At 59.0% G+C, this 17,004-nt stretch carries 19 protein-coding genes and 1 other RNA gene; 12 read left to right on the top strand and 8 right to left on the bottom strand.

The window, feature by feature from the left end:
• Positions 1-20 precede the first annotated feature (20 nt).
• Positions 21-806, bottom strand: coding sequence for a transporter substrate-binding domain-containing protein (locus QMX93_RS13135; protein WP_053124906.1), 786 nt, complete (start codon positions 804-806; stop codon positions 21-23).
• 256 nt (positions 807-1,062) lie between these two features.
• Here QMX93_RS13135 and QMX93_RS13140 point away from each other — a divergent pair, with 256 nt between their 5' ends.
• From QMX93_RS13140 to QMX93_RS13170, 7 genes are all read left to right on the top strand, one after another.
• Positions 1,063-1,770 (top strand): FCD domain-containing protein, encoded by a 708-nt coding sequence (locus QMX93_RS13140; protein ID WP_282356450.1) that lies wholly within the window; start codon positions 1,063-1,065, stop codon positions 1,768-1,770.
• A 120-nt stretch (positions 1,771-1,890) separates the two neighbouring features.
• Positions 1,891-2,220, top strand: a complete 330-nt coding sequence (gene trxA, locus QMX93_RS13145) for a thioredoxin TrxA (RefSeq protein WP_003206727.1) — start codon at positions 1,891-1,893, stop codon at positions 2,218-2,220.
• Between the two features lie 249 nt (positions 2,221-2,469).
• Positions 2,470-3,729 (top strand): transcription termination factor Rho, encoded by a 1,260-nt coding sequence (gene rho, locus QMX93_RS13150; RefSeq protein WP_003229334.1) that lies wholly within the window; start codon positions 2,470-2,472, stop codon positions 3,727-3,729.
• A 196-nt stretch (positions 3,730-3,925) separates the two neighbouring features.
• Positions 3,926-5,923: an acyltransferase family protein gene (locus QMX93_RS13155; protein WP_282356451.1), complete on the top strand. Its 1,998-nt coding sequence runs from the start codon at positions 3,926-3,928 to the stop codon at positions 5,921-5,923.
• 69 nt (positions 5,924-5,992) lie between these two features.
• Entirely contained in the window at positions 5,993-7,459 is a 1,467-nt protein-coding gene (ubiD, locus tag QMX93_RS13160) for a 4-hydroxy-3-polyprenylbenzoate decarboxylase (RefSeq protein ID WP_034151998.1), read from the top strand.
• Positions 7,459-8,427, top strand: a complete 969-nt coding sequence (locus QMX93_RS13165) for a CDP-6-deoxy-delta-3,4-glucoseen reductase (protein WP_282356452.1) — start codon at positions 7,459-7,461, stop codon at positions 8,425-8,427. The genes ubiD and QMX93_RS13165 overlap by 1 nt, the downstream gene beginning before the upstream one ends.
• A 209-nt stretch (positions 8,428-8,636) precedes the next feature.
• Positions 8,637-9,305: a gamma-glutamylcyclotransferase gene (locus tag QMX93_RS13170; RefSeq protein WP_282356453.1), complete on the top strand. Its 669-nt coding sequence runs from the start codon at positions 8,637-8,639 to the stop codon at positions 9,303-9,305.
• Here the strand turns inward: QMX93_RS13170 and glpT are convergent.
• Positions 9,281-10,630: a glycerol-3-phosphate transporter gene (glpT, locus tag QMX93_RS13175; protein ID WP_053124897.1), complete on the bottom strand. Its 1,350-nt coding sequence runs from the start codon at positions 10,628-10,630 to the stop codon at positions 9,281-9,283. The two genes, QMX93_RS13170 and glpT, sit on opposite strands and share 25 nt — an antisense overlap.
• Positions 10,631-10,852: 222 nt before the next feature.
• Here glpT and QMX93_RS13180 point away from each other — a divergent pair, with 222 nt between their 5' ends.
• Together QMX93_RS13180 and QMX93_RS13185 are read left to right on the top strand one after the other, a co-directional pair.
• Positions 10,853-11,473, top strand: coding sequence for a phosphoglycerate mutase family protein (locus QMX93_RS13180; RefSeq protein WP_282356455.1), 621 nt, complete (start codon positions 10,853-10,855; stop codon positions 11,471-11,473).
• A 187-nt stretch (positions 11,474-11,660) separates the two neighbouring features.
• Positions 11,661-12,272: an energy transducer TonB gene (locus tag QMX93_RS13185; protein ID WP_282356456.1), complete on the top strand. Its 612-nt coding sequence runs from the start codon at positions 11,661-11,663 to the stop codon at positions 12,270-12,272.
• Positions 12,273-12,422: 150 nt separating this feature from the next.
• Here the strand turns inward: QMX93_RS13185 and QMX93_RS13190 are convergent, their stop codons facing one another.
• Positions 12,423-13,400, bottom strand: coding sequence for an NADPH:quinone oxidoreductase family protein (locus tag QMX93_RS13190; RefSeq protein WP_053124892.1), 978 nt, complete (start codon positions 13,398-13,400; stop codon positions 12,423-12,425).
• Between the two features lie 150 nt (positions 13,401-13,550).
• Here QMX93_RS13190 and QMX93_RS13195 point away from each other — a divergent pair, with 150 nt between their 5' ends.
• Positions 13,551-13,958: a flagellar basal body-associated protein FliL gene (locus QMX93_RS13195; RefSeq protein ID WP_053124890.1), complete on the top strand. Its 408-nt coding sequence runs from the start codon at positions 13,551-13,553 to the stop codon at positions 13,956-13,958.
• A 92-nt stretch (positions 13,959-14,050) separates the two neighbouring features.
• Here the strand turns inward: QMX93_RS13195 and QMX93_RS13200 are convergent, their stop codons facing one another.
• Positions 14,051-14,500: an EVE domain-containing protein gene (locus tag QMX93_RS13200; protein ID WP_053124888.1), complete on the bottom strand. Its 450-nt coding sequence runs from the start codon at positions 14,498-14,500 to the stop codon at positions 14,051-14,053.
• A gap of 197 nt (positions 14,501-14,697) precedes the next feature.
• Here QMX93_RS13200 and QMX93_RS13205 point away from each other — a divergent pair, with 197 nt between their 5' ends.
• Positions 14,698-14,853 carry a hypothetical protein gene (locus QMX93_RS13205; protein ID WP_008081430.1) on the top strand — a complete coding sequence of 52 codons (156 nt, stop codon included), beginning with the start codon at positions 14,698-14,700 and terminating at the stop codon, positions 14,851-14,853.
• 34 nt (positions 14,854-14,887) lie between these two features.
• Here the strand turns inward: QMX93_RS13205 and QMX93_RS13210 are convergent, their stop codons facing one another.
• From QMX93_RS13210 to QMX93_RS13225, 4 genes are all read right to left on the bottom strand, one after another.
• Positions 14,888-15,493, bottom strand: a complete 606-nt coding sequence (locus QMX93_RS13210; protein ID WP_159814336.1) for a 5-formyltetrahydrofolate cyclo-ligase — start codon at positions 15,491-15,493, stop codon at positions 14,888-14,890.
• A 79-nt stretch (positions 15,494-15,572) separates the two neighbouring features.
• A non-coding RNA gene (ssrS, locus tag QMX93_RS13215) (6S RNA) lies at positions 15,573-15,751 on the bottom strand.
• A gap of 30 nt (positions 15,752-15,781) precedes the next feature.
• Complete coding sequence (locus QMX93_RS13220) at positions 15,782-16,099, bottom strand: cell division protein ZapA (protein WP_008081434.1); 318 nt, start codon at positions 16,097-16,099, stop codon at positions 15,782-15,784.
• Entirely contained in the window at positions 16,096-16,305 is a 210-nt protein-coding gene (locus tag QMX93_RS13225; protein ID WP_007911197.1) for a TIGR02449 family protein, read from the bottom strand. The genes QMX93_RS13220 and QMX93_RS13225 overlap by 4 nt, the downstream gene beginning before the upstream one ends.
• Before the next feature lie 130 nt (positions 16,306-16,435).
• Between QMX93_RS13225 and QMX93_RS13230 the strand changes: the two genes are divergently transcribed.
• On the top strand, positions 16,436-16,996 hold the full coding sequence (locus QMX93_RS13230; protein WP_053124884.1) for a YecA family protein: 561 nt from the start codon (positions 16,436-16,438) through the stop codon (positions 16,994-16,996).
• Positions 16,997-17,004 lie beyond the last annotated feature (8 nt).

Raw genomic sequence — 17,004 nt, forward strand, 5'->3', positions numbered from 1 at the left:
AAGGTCTCCCGCGCAGTCGATCAGAGATCGGCCGGCAGCGGCTCTTTCAGCCAGGTCTGCGAATTCTTTTCCAGCGCGCCGTCAGCCTTGGCGCTGGTCAGGATGTCGTTGACCTTGGCCAGCAGCGCCGCTTCGTTCTTGTTCACGCCAACGTAAACCGGCGAATCCTTGAGCTTCACTTTCAGCGCTGGCACGCGTTTCGGGTTCTTCTCGCTGATCGCGACCATCACCACGTTGCCGCTGGCGATCAGGTCGACCTGCCCGGCGAGGTAAGCGGCGATGGTCGAGTTGTTGTCTTCGAAGCGCTTGATGGTCACGCCTTCGGGGGCGACCTTGGTCAGTTCGATATCTTCGATGGCGCCACGGGTGACGCTGATGGTTTTGCCTTTGAGGTCGTCGAGGTTGTTGATCGCAGCGTCTGGCGGGCCGAACACCGCGAGGTAGAAGGGTGCGTAGGCGCGGGAGAAGTCGATGACTTTCTCGCGCTCGGCGTTTTTGCCGAGGCTGGAAATCACCAGATCGACTTTGCCGGTGGTGAGAAACGGGATGCGGTTGGTGCTGTTGACCGGGGTCAGCTCGAGTTTGACCTTGAGCTGGTCGGCCAGCAGTTTTGCCGTGTCGATGTCGAGGCCACGAGGTTTCATGTCCGGGCCGACCGAGCCGAACGGCGGGAAGTCTTGCGGCACGGCAACTTTCAGCGTGCCGCGTTTGACCACGTCGTCGAGACCGTCGGCGTGAGCAGGTATCTGGCTGAGCAGCAGGCTGGAAAACAGGGCGGCGAGGAGGGCGCTGTAACGCTTGGTCATGGACAATCTCCGGATCGGCGGGAAGTGATTTCTGCGATCGGACAGAGCATGCGCCGTGCCAATACGTGGCTGTCGTCGCGGCAGGCCGCGGTTTCAGCGGCTTTGTTCGGTCTTACTGGTCTGAACAGTCAGGTTGTTTTTCGCACTGCGATAGCGCATCGGTCGCGATCACCGAACCCCGCTGGGGCATGACTTGCCGGACTCGGCGAATAGCTTTACAACTAGCCGCACATTGGCCTGACGCGTCTGAAAAACCATGAATTCGATTTCCCGTGCGGTACCCGAAGTGGCGCTGCAAGCGATCCGCAAACTGATCACCGAACAGGGTTTCGGCGCCGGCGATGCCTTGCCGTCGCAACGCGATCTGGCGTTGCAACTGGGGGTGAGCCGGGCGTCGTTGCGCGAGGCGTTATCGTCGCTGAGCGCGTTGGGCGTGGTCAGCATTCAGCCGGGCAAAGGCGTGTTCGTGCAGGCGCCGGTGGAGCTGTCGTCGGGCGAGAACGCGCCGGGCTGGTCATTCGCTGCGCAGGCGTCGCCGCTGGATATCTTTCAGTTGCGTTATGCGCTGGAAGGCTTTGCCGCCGGGTTGGCGGCAGTGACGTTGAGCACGTCTGATCTGGATGCGCTGGAAGATAATGTCGCGGCGATGCGCGAGCAATTGAAGGCCGGTGACTTTGAAGCGGCAGCGAAACTCGACTTCGAATTCCACCGGCGCATCCTCCTGGCCAGCGGCAATCAGGCGATGCTGAGTATCCTCACCGCCAGCGCCGAGATGTTCCTCGAGAGCCAGAAACTACCGTTCATCCGTGCCGAACGCGCCATGGAAACCTGGCAGGAACACCGCAAAATCCTTCGCGCCCTCGCTCGCCGGGCCTCGGCTGCCGCGCAAAAAGCCATGCAGGAGCACGTGCGTAACGCCGCGCTGCGCACCGGAATCGCCTTCATCGCTCCCGCTATCGCGTGACTTGAGCTATACCCAAACTCATCGAGTGCCATAGCAAGACTCAATCATCTGCGGCTTCCTGAACAGGGGAAGGGCGGCTATGATGGGCCACGTTTTTTTGCTTACAACCTGGAGAATTCCATGAGCAGCGATCTTATCAAACACGTTAGCGACGCTAGCTTCGAAGCCGACGTACTCAAGGCCGAAGGCGCTGTCCTGGTCGATTACTGGGCTGAATGGTGCGGTCCTTGCAAAATGATCGCTCCGGTTCTGGACGAGATTGCCGAGACTTACAAAGGCAAGCTGACCGTTGCCAAACTGAACATCGACGAAAACCAGGAAACCCCGGCCAAGCATGGCGTGCGCGGTATCCCGACGCTGATGCTGTTCAAGAACGGCAACGTTGAAGCGACCAAAGTCGGCGCACTGTCGAAGTCGCAGCTGGCAGCTTTCCTCGACGCCAACATCTAAGCGTCGCTGTAAAGTGCATTAAAAAAAGCCTCGCAAATTGCGGGGCTTTTTGCGTATTCAGGGCTAGACGCTCAGAAACTCAGGTGGTACATTCGGCCCCGCAGTGGTTTCTCCACTGCCCCCTGCTAGCCGTCGCCGACGCACTCCTTTTCGAATAAGTACGCGATCCTGTCGCCTTCTCTGCGGCGCGGCCTCATTAAGCCAAAAGCTTAATTTCCCCCCCTCCATAAATGATTACGTCATTCCTATATGAATCTGACTGAACTCAAGCAAAAGCCGATTACCGAACTGCTCGAATTGGCCGAACAGATGGGCATAGAAAATATGGCCCGTTCGCGCAAGCAGGACGTGATTTTCTCCCTGCTGAAAAAGCACGCTAAAAGCGGCGAGGAAATCTCCGGTGATGGCGTGCTGGAGATTCTCCAGGACGGCTTCGGCTTCCTGCGCTCCGCTGACGCTTCCTATCTCGCCGGCCCAGACGACATTTACGTCTCGCCGAGCCAGATCCGCCGTTTCAACTTGCGCACCGGTGACACCATCGTTGGCAAGATTCGCCCTCCGAAGGAAGGCGAGCGGTATTTCGCACTGCTCAAGGTCGACACGATCAACTTCGATCGTCCGGAGAACGCGAAAAACAAGATTCTCTTCGAGAACCTGACTCCGCTGTTCCCGACCGTGCGCATGAAGATGGAAGCCGGCAACGGTTCCACCGAAGACTTGACCGGTCGTGTGATCGACCTGTGCGCCCCGATCGGCAAAGGCCAGCGTGGTCTGATCGTGGCACCGCCGAAAGCCGGTAAAACGATCATGCTGCAAAACATCGCAGCGAACATCGCCCGTAACAACCCTGAAGTTCACCTGATCGTGTTGCTGATCGATGAGCGTCCGGAAGAAGTAACCGAAATGCAGCGCACCGTGCGCGGCGAAGTGGTTGCCTCGACCTTCGACGAGCCGCCGACCCGTCACGTACAAGTGGCTGAAATGGTGATCGAGAAGGCCAAGCGCCTGGTCGAACACAAGAAAGACGTGGTGATCCTGCTCGACTCCATCACCCGTCTGGCCCGTGCCTACAACACCGTGATCCCGAGCTCCGGCAAGGTATTGACCGGTGGTGTCGATGCCCACGCCCTCGAGAAGCCAAAGCGTTTCTTCGGTGCGGCACGTAACATCGAAGAAGGCGGCTCGCTGACCATTATCGCCACCGCGCTGGTTGAAACCGGCTCGAAAATGGACGAAGTGATCTACGAAGAGTTCAAGGGTACCGGCAACATGGAACTGCCTCTGGATCGCAAGATCGCCGAGAAGCGCGTGTTCCCTGCGATCAACATCAACCGCTCCGGCACCCGCCGCGAAGAGTTGCTGACCGCCGACGACGAACTGCAGCGCATGTGGATTCTGCGCAAGCTGCTGCACCCGATGGACGAAGTCGCAGCGATCGAGTTCCTGGTCGACAAGCTGAAAACGACCAAGACCAACGACGAGTTCTTCCTGTCGATGAAGCGCAAGTAACATCGCAGATTGAGCCGATAAAAATGGCGTCCCTACGGGGGCGCCATTTTTTTGCCCGTATTTTGTCCGGGCGAAGGGACGATGGCGATCTGGTAAGGTCTGTGCCTTGCAGAATGAGCAGCAACGTACGAGACCGTTTCCGCGTAAGAGAATCAGGCTGTACAAATAATAACCAACTGATTGGCATTCAAGATTTATGAGCACACTCGCTTATCGAAGGGATATCGACGGCTTGCGGGCCGTTGCGGTCATCGCCGTGGTCCTTTTCCACTTTGGCGTCCCGGGGTTTACCGGCGGTTTTGTCGGCGTAGACGTGTTCTTCGTGATTTCCGGCTACCTCATTACCTCGATCATCTGGAACCAGCGTCAGGCCGGGCGTTTCAGCTTCGTCGAGTTCTGGGCACGCCGTGCGCGGCGGATTCTGCCGGCGCTGTTTGCGATGATCGTCGCCGTGCTGGCGGTGGGCTGGTTCCTGATGGCGCCCAAGGATTACGAAGAGCTGGGGCGCTCGGTGCGTTATCAGGTGCTGTTCGTCTCGAACATTCTGTTTATGCGTCAGGACGGCTATTTCGACGTCGCATCCGACCTCAAACCGATGTTGCACACCTGGTCGCTGGCGGTTGAAGAGCAGTTCTACATTCTCTTCCCGCTACTGCTGGCCGTCATGTCGAGTCGTCTAAAACACTGGCGACTGGCGCTGTTCGCGATTCTGCTGGTGTCCTTCGGCCTGAGCGTGTGGGCGGTCAGCCACCACCCGGAAAAAGCCTTCTTCCTGTTGCCGATGCGCGCCTGGGAACTGCTCGCCGGTGCGATGCTGGCAGTCGCGCCGAAGCAGGCCTGGCGGTTGAAGCCAATGGCTGCGCAACTGCTGAGTTTGCTCGGCATGGGCCTGATCCTGCTGGCGGTGTTCGGCTACGACAAGTCCACGCCATTCCCCGGTGCGGCGGCGTTGCTGCCGGTGCTGGGTGTGGTGTTGCTGATTTTTGCCAACGGTCATCGCGAGACGGTGGTTGGTCAATTGTTGAGCAGTAAGGTGATGGTCGGTTTCGGCCTGATCTCCTATTCCTGGTATCTCTGGCATTGGCCGGTGTTCGTGTTTTCCAGCTATGCCAGCGTCGAAGACACCACTGCGCTCGATAACGCCGGGTTGATTCTGCTGACGCTGGTGCTGGGTTACCTGTCGTGGAAATTCATCGAAACGCCGTTCCGCGAGCGCCGTCTGCTCGCCGGTCGTCGGCCAATTCTGATTGCCGGCGCCCTCGGTGTGCTGGTGCTGGCGCTGGCCGGGCAAACGCTGCGCTGGACCGATGGCTTGCCTTGGCGTTTGTCCGATCAAGCCCTGCAATATGCCAAGGGCCACGACTGGCGGCCGGAGTTGATGGCGTGTCTGGCGGACGACAAGACACCTGATGACAAACTGTTCTGTCATTACGGTGTGGCCGACGTGCCCGCGCAGGCGCTGGTCTGGGGCGACAGTCACGCCACGGCACTGATTCCGATATTCGATGACGGCGCGAAAGCCCACGACGTCAGCGTGATTCTCGCCAGTTCACCGGGCTGCATCCCGGTGGAAGGTCTGGAACATGGCCCGGTGTGTGCGCATTTCAATCGCCGGATCGAGCAGGCGTTGAAAGAGAAAACCGTCAGCGATGTGGTGCTGGTCGCGCGCTGGAGTCTGTATGTCTACGGTGCAGCCAATGGCGACCTGGGCCACGTCCTGCGGACTGCGGACGGTCGTTATGATCGCGCGTATGCCGAGCAACGTCTGGCCGACGGTCTGCGTGCGCGGGTTGCGCAGTTGCGTGCCAGCGGCCATCGCGTCTGGCTGGTCAAAGAGGCGCCGTTGCAGCCCTACAGTCCGCCATATCGCCTGACGCGATTGGCGATGCTCGATCGTTCGGTTGAAGGTGTTGGTCAACAAGTCGCCATTCACCACGAGCGCCAGGTGTTTATCAGCCAGTTGTTCGCTGAGCTGGCCAAAGACCCGGCGGTGCGCATCGTCGACCCGGCGCCGCGACTGTGTGACGACAAGGGTTTGTGTCACGCCGAGCTCGACGGCTACTCGCTGTACACCGACGACAATCACCTGTCGGAAGTCGGCGCGCGTCTGGTGGCACCGATCATGGAACCGTTGTTCATTAACCTGCAACGCCAGGAAAACCTTGGCAAAGCCCAGACGAATGCAGCCAAGTAAGCAGCGACAGGCTGCCACAGGGCTGCATAGCAGGTAGGATGTACGCCTATTTTGAGGGTGCCATCGTCAATGAAATTCAAGGATCTTCGGGATTTCGTGCAGCAGCTTGAGCAGCGCGGAGAGTTGAAACGCATCCAGATTCCCGTCTCGCCGGTGCTGGAGATGACTGAGGTGTGTGACCGCACGCTGCGGGCCAAAGGCCCGGCGCTGCTGTTCGAAAAGCCCACCGGCTACGACATTCCGGTGCTCGGCAACCTGTTCGGCACGCCCGAGCGGGTGGCCATGGGCATGGGCGCCGAGTCGGTCAGCGAGCTGCGCGAAATCGGCAAGCTGCTGGCGTTCCTCAAGGAGCCGGAGCCGCCGAAGGGCTTGAAAGACGCGTGGTCGAAGCTGCCGATCTTCCGCAAGATAATCTCGATGGCGCCGAAAGTCGTCAAAGACGCGGTGTGCCAGGAAGTGGTCATTGAAGGCGACGACGTCGACCTGGCGATGCTGCCCGTGCAGACCTGCTGGCCCGGCGACGTCGGCCCGCTGATCACCTGGGGCCTGACCGTCACCAAAGGCCCGAACAAGGAACGCCAGAACCTCGGTATCTACCGTCAGCAAGTGATCGGCCGCAACAAGGTGATCATGCGCTGGCTCAGCCACCGTGGCGGCGCACTGGATTATCGCGAATGGTGCGAGAAGCATCCGGGCCAGCCGTTCCCGGTGTCCGTGGCATTGGGCGCGGATCCGGCGACCATCCTCGGCGCCGTAACACCGGTGCCGGACAGCCTCTCTGAGTACGCTTTCGCTGGTTTGCTGCGCGGTAACCGCACCGAGCTGGTCAAGTGCCGTGGCAACGACCTGCAAGTGCCGGCCACCGCCGAAATCATCCTTGAAGGCGTGATCCATCCCGGCGAAATGGCCGATGAAGGCCCGTACGGCGACCACACCGGTTACTACAACGAAGTCGACAGCTTCCCGGTGTTCACCGTCGAGCGCATCACCCATCGGATCAAACCGATCTACCACAGCACCTACACCGGCCGTCCGCCAGATGAACCGGCGATCCTCGGTGTGGCGCTGAACGAAGTGTTCGTGCCGATCCTGCAGAAGCAGTTTCCGGAGATCACCGACTTCTACCTGCCGCCGGAAGGCTGTTCGTACCGCATGGCCATCGTCACCATGAAGAAGTCGTATCCGGGGCATGCCAAGCGCGTGATGCTTGGTGTCTGGTCGTTTTTGCGACAGTTCATGTACACCAAGTTCGTTATCGTCACTGACGACGATATCAACGCCCGCGACTGGAACGACGTGATCTGGGCCATCACCACGCGCATGGATCCCAAGCGCGACACGGTGATGATCGATAACACGCCGATCGACTACCTCGACTTCGCCTCGCCGATCTCCGGCCTGGGTTCGAAAATGGGCCTCGATGCCACCCACAAGTGGCCGGGCGAAACCACTCGCGAGTGGGGCCGCGTGATCGTCAAGGACGACGCCGTCACCCAACGGATCGATGCCATCTGGAATCAGTTAGGAATAGATTGATGCGTGTAACCCTGCAGCCCTCCGGAGCAGTGCTCGAGATACAGCCCGGTGAGCGGATTCTCGATGGTGCGCGGCGCTTGGGCTACGAATGCCCGCAAAGCTGCCGCAACGGCAATTGTCATGTGTGTGCGGCGCTGCTGGTTGAAGGCCGCGTTGCGCAGGACGGCAAGGTGCACGACCACGGTGAGTTCTACACTTGCATAGCCGAGCCGCTGGAAGACTGCATTCTGCTGTGGGATGGCGTGCTCGCGCTGGGAGAACTGCCGGTGCGCAGCCTGTCGTGTCAGGTTATTGAATGCCGCGATGTCGGTGGCGACACCTGGCGCGTGCGTCTGCGTGCGCCGGCAGGCAAACCACCGCGCTATCACGCCGGGCAATACTTGATGATCGAACGCGAGAACGGCGAGAAATCGGCGTTCTCCATGGCTTCGGCACCGCATGGCGGGCGTGATCTGGAAATCCATGTGCTGGCGCGCGAAGCCAGTGCACTGAGCCTGATCGAACAGCTGCAACGCAACGCAATGGTGCGCGTCGAACTGCCATTCGGTGATACGCATCTGGCCGAGCTGCCGGACGGGCCGCTGGTGCTGGTCGCTGCGGGTACCGGCATGGGTCAGATTCACGCGTTGATCGAACACTGCCGCGCCAACGGCTTCAAACATCCCGTGCATCTGTACTGGGGCGTGCGTCGTCCGGAAGATTTCTATGAGATCGAACATTGGGACGAATGGCAGAAGTTGCCTAACCTGTTCCTGCACAAAGTCGTCAGCGATCAATGCGGTTGGGAAGGGCGCTGCGGCATGCTGCACGAAGCAGTCTGTGAAGATTTCCCCGATCTGAAACCGCTGCACGTCTACGCCAGCGGCTCACCGGCCATGGTCTACGGCACCCTCGACGCCTTGGTCGAAGCCGGGATGGACGCCCATCAAATGCGCGCGGACGTGTTTGCCTACGCTCCGCGCTCTTAAGCCGCGCTCCTGATTCGTTATAACTCTCTATATAGCCGATCGGTATTTATGTAATTGCATAAATACCGCTAGGTTATATATCAATCAGGCAATCAATTAAGAACTGTGCCATGGCACTCAAATTGCCTTAAAACATATGTGCCTTATTGTTACAGCGGTGCGTTCTATTAAGTAATTCTTTACCCGCGGGGAGCTGAACGCTATTCGCCATGAGCGCCATTGAAAACGCTTTTCTGAATCTGAATTACCCTCCGCGGCTCGATCTTGGGCCGCAGCTGACGCACGAACAACTTCTCGCTTCCATGCAATCGACCATGGCGCGCCACAAGGGCGGGCCGGTGTGGCTGTTCGCCTACGGTTCGCTGATCTGGCGGCCGGAGTGTTCAGCGGTGGAGCGCGTTCGTGGACGCGTGCACGGCTACCATCGCGGCTTGTACCTGTGGTCGCACGAGCACCGTGGTACGCCGGAAATGCCCGGTCTGGTTTTTGGTCTGGATCGCGGCGGTTCGTGCAGCGGCTTCGCGTATCGCTTGCCGGAAGACAATCTCGATGCAGCGTTGTACGCCTTGTGGAAACGCGAGATGCCGGTGCCGTCCTATCGGCCACACTGGCTCAACTGCCGACTCGCAGATGGCAGTCAGGTGCAGGCTTTGGGATTTGTCTTGGAGCGGCACCTGCCCAGCTATGCCGGCAACTTGCCGGATCACGTGCTGAGTCAGGTGTTCGAAAGCGCCAGCGGACGATACGGCACCACTCGCGATTATGTCGAGCAGACCGTACACGCCCTGCGCAGCCACGCCATGCCAGACCGAAATCTGGAGGCGCGGCTCAAGCGCTGTCAGTCACAGTGCTATCAAGCGACCGCTTCGCGGCTCTGACTGGCGACTTGCTTGTGCCATAGCGTCGGGGCGAGGAAGGCCATCGCCAGCAGGCACGCGCCGATCAGCAGGACAAAACCACCGTCCCAGCCGAAATGGTCAACGGTGTAGCCCATCGCCGCACTGGCCGCGACCGAGCCACCGAGATAACCGAACAGACCGGTGAAACCCGCCGCTGTGCCGGCGGCTTTCTTCGGTGCCAGTTCCAGCGCCTGCAAACCGATCAACATCACCGGGCCGTAGATCAGGAAGCCGATCGAGACCAGCGCGATCATGTCGACGGTCGGGTTGCCGGCCGGGTTCAGCCAGTAAACCAGCGTCGCCACAGTCACCAATGCCATGAACACCATGCCGGTCAGGCCACGGTTGCCACGGAAGATCTTGTCCGACATCCAGCCGCACAGCAGCGTGCCCGGAATACCTGCCCACTCGTAGAAGAAGTAAGCCCATGAGGTTTTATCGACGGTGAAGCCTTTGGCTTCCTTCAGGTACGTCGGCGCCCAGTCCAGCACGCCGTAACGCAGCAGGTAGACGAAGACGTTGGCCATGGCGATGTACCAGAGCATTTTGTTGCGCAGCACGTATTTGACGAAGATCTCTTTCGCGCTGAATTCGTCTTCGTGGCTGGCGTCGTAGCCTTCCGGGTAGTCGTTCTTGTACTTCTCGATTGGTGGCAGGCCGACCGATTGCGGGGTGTCGCGCATGGTGATGAAGGCAAACACCGCCACGCCCAGCGCTACCGCTGCCGGTACGTAGAACGCTGCGTGCCAGTCGTTGAAAAGGCCCATGCCGAGCAGGAACAACGGGCCGATCAGGCCACCGCCGACGTTATGCGCCACGTTCCACACGGACACCACGCCGCCGCGTTCTTTCTGCGACCACCAGTGCACCATCGTCCGCCCACTCGGCGGCCAGCCCATGCCCTGGGCCCAGCCGTTGATGAACAGCAGAATGAACATCATGGTCACGCTGGACGTCGCCCAAGGCGCGAAACCGAACACGAACATGACGCCCGCCGAAACCAACAGGCCGAACGGCAGGAAGAAGCGTGGGTTGGAACGGTCGGACACCAGGCCCATGAGGAATTTCGACAAGCCATAGGCGATGGCAATCGCCGACATCGCCAGCCCCAGATCGCCACGGCTGTAGCCTTCGTCGATCAAGTACGGCATGGCCAGCGAGAAGTTTTTGCGCAGCAGGTAATAACCCGCGTAGCCAATGAAGATACCGGCGAAGATCTGCCAGCGCAGGCGTCGGTAGGTGCTGTCTATTTGTTCTTCAGGCAATGGAGCCTGATGTGCGGCAGGGCGAAAGAAAGCAAACATTCAAGAGCTCCAGATTTCTTGTTTTGACTGCGGATGCGAATGTTACAGTTTCGTTACCGAAAATAGCACCGGTTCGCATCGGCAAAACAGCGGAAAATGTTGGAAGTCGCACGTTCCTTTACGAACCTGTCGCTCAGCTGTAAGAACAGGGCGTTTTTGTAGCGATCAGCGCGTTGTGTCTTAGACTCGCGCTCAATGAATGACTGATTGCAGAGATGAAACATGGCCCCGAATGTGCGCAGGTTATTGCCGAGGTTGCTGATGGTGGCCGTCGTCACCGTTTCGGTGCTGGTGCTGAGTTTTGCCCACGGTTCTGGCGCATCGGGGCTGCGCAACACCACCGTACTGATCGTCCGCCACGCGGAAAAACCGGACGTGGGCCGAGAGCTCAACGCCCAAGGCCAACAGCGCGCCGCCGCGTACGCTGACTATTTCACCCCGCTGAAACTGGCCGACGAAACACTCACCCCGCAACGCCTGATTGCCACCGCCGACAGCCCACAAAGCATCCGCCCACGACAAACGCTGATCCCGCTGTCGCAACGGCTGCAACTGCCGATCGAACAACCCTTCGCCAATAACGACGTCGACAAACTGGTCAGCCAATTACGCGACAGCAATCAGGCGAAAACCATCCTGATCGCCTGGCACCACGGCCACATCAACAAACTCATCGGCGCATTCGGCGGCAACGGCCCGGCACTGATCGGCCAGCCGAAATGGCCGGTGGGGGTTTATGACTGGCTGATTGTTTTGCGTTTTGACGACAAGGGGCAGTTGGTGGAGTCGCGTAGTGAGAAAGTGCAGGAGCATTTGATGCCGGGGGATGTTGTGGGCCCATAAAGTAGCTAAACATCCGTCGGAAAAATTACCTTCGCTAATTCGCTCTGCGGGTTCTCCCAGTTTCCCGACGGGATTAGAGAAACGTCCTGCACGCATTGGCGAAGCTGCGCCGTTCAGTTAAAAGCCATTGCTCCGTATCCTTTGTGCTGTTGCCGGATAGGACAACTCACTAGGGAAGGGTGCAATCATGCGGTGGTTTTTTGTGGTGTTTTTGTTGGTGATCGGTGGTTCTGCGCTGGCTTCAGAAGTGTTTTTGATACCGGAAAACAATCCCAAGCCGATTTATCCGCGAGAGCTGCAAAGGGCAGGAGTAACGGGCAAGGTGAAGGTTAGCTTCATCGCCAGCGCGGATGGTTCAGTCAGCGAGATCAGCATTCAGGAAAGCACTCACCCTGAATTTGCCGAGGCCGTTCGAGTTGCGATCGCGCAGTGGCGCTTTAAACCTTGGAACGTTGAAGGTGATAAGCCTGAGCAACAGGAAATCATTGCGCCCATGATCTTCCGCCTCGAAGACCAGTCGCTGGATATCAATCAGTGGTTAAAAACGGTCAAATGCCGGGCCGTTAACGAAAACCTCGGAAATATGAGCGAGTTCGACTGGGTCGATTCGGCTGTTTTTGAATATACACGTGCCTATCTTTCAAACTCACTCACCAGGCATCAATTGTCGGATGAGCAACGTCTGGCGATGATTGCGAAGATGAATAGACGCGTTCCAACCATCGTCAGAAACTGTCGAGACAATCCGACACGAAAATACGTGACCTATTTGCCGGCGGAAATTCGAGAGTTATTGTGATGTAAATCTAAGCAGCGCCACGGGCAATGTCGCGATACATAGTTACCGCCAAACAACTTTGTAGAGTGTGGTAGGCAGGGGTTTCAAGGTGAGAAATGAAACGGCCAGTAACGCGGCATCAGCGTTACTGGCCTGAATGACAGTGTGGTTTCAGCGAACCTGCACCACAACCTTCCCCACAGCCTTGCGCTGCCCAAGGTCATTGATCGCCTGCGCCGCATTGCTCAGCGGATAGACCTGCGACACCAACGGTTTCAACTTGCCCTCGGCAAACCAGCCGAACAGTTGCTGGAAGTTCGCCGCGTTGTCCTGTGGCTGGCGTTGAGCGAAGGAGCCCCAGAACACGCCGAGTACCGCCGCGCCTTTGAGCAGGGCGAGGTTGACCGGCAGCTCGGGGATGCGCCCGCTGGCGAAGCCGACCACCAGCAGGCGGCCGTTCCAGGCGATGGCGCGGATGGCTTGGTCGAACAGATCGCCGCCAACCGGATCGTAGATCACGTCGGCGCCCTGGCCGTCGGTGAGGCGTTTGATTTCGTCCTTGAGGCTGGCTTCGCTGTAGTTGATCAGTTCGTCAGCGCCGGCAGCCTTGGCCACCGCGAGTTTCTCGGCGCTGCTGGCGGCGGCGATGACGCGGGCGCCCATGGCTTTGCCGATTTCCACGGCAGCCAGGCCGACACCGCCGGATGCACCGAGCACCAGCAGGGTTTCACCCGGTTGCAGGTTGGCGCGTTGCTTGAGCGCGTGCATCGAGGTGCCGTAAGTCATGCTGAAAGCGGCGGCGATGTTGAAGTCCATCGACGGCGGAATCGGCAGAACGTTATAGCCCGGCACCGCGACCTGTTCGGCGAAGCTGCCCCAGCCGGTCAGGGCCATGACGCGGTCGCCGACCTTGAGATGGCTGACCTTTTCCCCAACTTCGCGCACTACACCTGCCGCTTCGCCACCCGGCGAAAACGGGAAGGGCGGCTTGAACTGGTATTTGCCCTCGATGATCAGCGTGTCGGGGAAGTTGACCCCGGCGGCGTGCACGTCCAGCAGGATTTCGTTCTTCTTCGCGACAGGACTGGCGACGTCTTCCAGCACCAGCGATTCGGCAGGGCCGAAGGCTTTGCACAGCACGGCTTTCATCAGGGCTATTCCTTTGGGAGTGATGGCCGATAAGTGTAGGTGTGTCAGTCAACGGGTCAACGAGCATGCCCGACCCTGATAGTCCGCCATAAGCTTGTGCTTGCGCGGCGGGTCGTTATGCTAGGCCGCAAACCGGATAAGGAGCGAATTGTGAAAGCGTGGATCATGTTGTTGCTGGCCCTGTCTCTGCCTGTGGCAGCGCTGGCCGAAGAAGCTAAAGAAGGCGAAGCGCCGAAGGTCAGCTACATCAGCCTGAGCCCACCGTTCGTGGGTAACTACGGGTTGGACGGCACGCCGAAACTCAAGGTCTACAAGGCCGACGTGGCGCTGCGCGTGACCGGCGATGACGCGGCCAAACTGGTCAAGGCCAACGAGCCGTTGATCCGTAATCAACTGGTGGCGCTGTTTACTCAGCAGACGACCGAGGCGATGGGCAGCATCGAAGGTAAAGAGAAGCTGCGTCAGGAAGCGTTGAAGCAGACTCAGCAGGTGATGAATGATGAGACTGGGAAGCCGGTGGTTGAAGATCTGTTGTTCAATAACCTGATCATTCAATAAGCATCAAGTCAAAAGATCGCAGCCTTCGGCAGCTCCTACAGGGAACCGCATTCCAACGTAGGAGCTGCCGAAGGCTGCGATCTTTTTGCGCGTCAGCGCAGGGCAAGCACCGCCGCCCACTGCTCAGGGGTGACCGGCATCACCGACAACCTCGAGCCCTTCTGCACCAACGGCATCTCCGCCAGCGCCGTCTGCTGCTTCAGATAATCCAGCTTCAACACCCGCGCAAACGTCTCGACGTGCTCAACGTCAATCGCACTCCACGCATTCTTCTCCGGCGTCGCCTTCGGATCGAAGTAATGACTCTCCGGCTCCAGCGCCGTCGGATCCGGGTACGCTGCTTCGATTATTTTGCCAATCCCGGCAATTCCCGGTTCCGGGCAGCTGGAGTGGTAGAAAAAGAACTCATCGCCCACCGCCATCGCCCGCAGGAAGTTGCGTGCCTGGTAGTTGCGAACCCCGTCCCAGCGCGCTTTGCCGAGTTTTTCCAGGCCCTTGATCGAGAGCTCGTCGGGCTCGGATTTCATCAGCCAATAGGCCATGTTTTGTTCTCCTGGCGGGATCAGTGGACAAGTTGTCGGGCAATTTTATGACAAACCGACAGTCGGTTGACGTCAGCGTTTGCGCAGCGGTTCACGTTGCCGCAAAATGCCGGCCTTTAAAGCTTGACGCTGCTGCACGGCCTACAAATGGAAACCGCTGCTGTCATCGTGTTGATGTGCCTTGAGGGGGGCAATCGATGAAACGCAAACCGGATTTACTATGGACTTTGGTAATTTTGTTTGGCCTGGGCGTCGTGACCACCGGTTACGCGCAGAGTCTGTGGACAACCAAAGCTGACGCTCCAATCGAAGTCGCGCAACAGGTTCAACAGTCGACCGCGTTCAAGCGCTGAAACTGCACACCCGACGCCGCTGATCTGCGGCGTCCTATCCCGCGAAATACCACGCCTTGTCGCTGACCGTGCCTTGTAACGGTACATCCCAGCTCGCCTGCGCCAAGCGTTCGACTTTCTGACATTCATGGGCCAGCCCCAATAGCGTCGGCTTGCGCCAGCTTTTGCGCCGCGCCAGATACGCCAGGCTGCGATCGTAAAAACCGCCGCCCATGCCCAGTCGCCCGCCGACATCGTCAAACCCCACCAATGGCAACAACACCAGATCCAGCGCCCAGACCTTGCGTTGCCGAGCCAGATTGGCCCGTGGCTCAAGAATGCGGAAGCGATTGGGTTTGAGTTTCTCGCCGGGACGAATGCGCTGGAAAACCATTTTGGTTCGCGGCCAGGCACTGAGCACCGGCAGATAAGTCGACTTGCCTCGATGCTGTGCTTCACGCAGCAGCAGGCGCGGATCGATTTCACCGTCGGTGGGTAAATACAGAGAGATGTGTTTGGCCCGGCGAAAGTGCGGGTCTTGCGCCAGTTGCCGGTACAGGCCTTTGGCGGCCTGGCGTTGCTCGCTTTTGCTCAGCGAGCGGCGCGCCTTGCGCAGCAGGCGGCGGAGTTGCGGGCGGGGCAGCAGCGCGGGTTCGGTCATGGTTCGGCTTCGGCAGGTTGGACGAAAACGTACGCATAAAAAATCCGATGGCGGTTTTCACCGACATCGGATTCGAATCAGGCTCCCCGGATGAACCGCTGTCAACTTAGCCCTTGAACCCGAAAGTTCAAGGTGGAAGATGCAGTAGACTTTAAGGCTTTCCGTCTAGCGGACATGCACACCAGCCCAACGTGCAACTTCCAGGGTAGTGCGAATCGGCTCAGGGACATCGTCAACTGGCAAGCACCCCAGGGAGTGCCGCGAGTATACCGCAAGCGGCCAGTCGAATCAGCCCTTGGTGTTGGTCTGATCGTCGGCGAGCACCAGATCGACACGATCGAGCAAGTCGCGCACCTGTTCACGGGTCGAACCGCTGGCCTGGATGTCCGGACGCTCTTCTTTGTGCAAGAGGTCGTGGGTGATGTTCAGCGCGGCCATCACGGCGATGCGATCGGCGCCGATGACTTTGCCGCTGCTGCGGATCTCGCGCATTTTGCCGTCGAGGTAGCGCGCGGCGCTGACCAGATTGCTGCGTTCTTCCTGCGGGCAGATGATCGAATATTCTTTATCGAGGATCTGCACGGTGACGCTATTGCTTGAACTCATGAGTCTTGCTCCAGGGCCTTGAGGCGCGAAATCATCGATTCGACCTTACGCCGGGCGATTTCGTTTTTTTCAATGAGGTGAGCGCGTTCCTCGCGCCAGGTCTTTTCCTGAGCTAGTAAGAGTGCGTTTTGACTCTTAAGTTGCTCGACTCGACCAATCAACAGTTCGAGTCTGGCCATCAGCGCTTGCAGGTCGGTGTCTTCCATTGTGTCCACTGAGTTGGAGTCTGTCTGATGGGATAGCTGGCGGACAGCCTTTAATAGTCTTGGCGAGTCTGTCGATGTAGGATACAAGGCCTTCATTCTAGACATAGCGCCGTCTGGCGCCTAGCTGCCCATGACCATTCAGAATTCCCCGTACCAAGCCTTCGCCACGCTGCTGACTTCCAGCGGCCACAACGTCTCGCCTGCCGAACTGCATGGCCTGCTGCTCGGACGCAGCTGCGCCGGCGCCGGTTTCACTGCCGAAGAATGGTTGATCGACGCTGCCGAACTGCTCGAAAGCGAGCCGCAGGACAACGTTCGCAACGCCTTGATCGGCCTGCAAGAGATGGTCAAAGGCGAACTCACCGGCGACGACGTTACCGTCGTTCTGCTGCTGCCGACCGATGACGCGCCGCTGGCCGAGCGCGCCGCTGCACTGGGCGAGTGGTGCCAGGGCTTCCTCAGCGGTTTCGGCCTGAACTGCCGCGACAGTAGCATGCTCAGCACCGAAGCCACCGAAGTGCTGCAGGATCTGGCGGCGATCTCCCAAGTGCAAGACGCTCTGGAAGAATCCGAAGACGGCGAGACCGACTACATGGAAGTCATGGAGTACCTGCGCGTCGCGCCGCTGCTGCTGTTCTCGGAAACCAAGAAAGCCGACGTGCCGCCAGCCGCCAAGCCGTCGCTGCATTAATCGCGTGC

The sequence above is a fragment of the Pseudomonas sp. PS01303 genome (assembly GCF_029959385.1).
In the GTDB taxonomy this organism is placed as follows: Bacteria; Pseudomonadota; Gammaproteobacteria; order Pseudomonadales; family Pseudomonadaceae; genus Aquipseudomonas; species Aquipseudomonas rustica.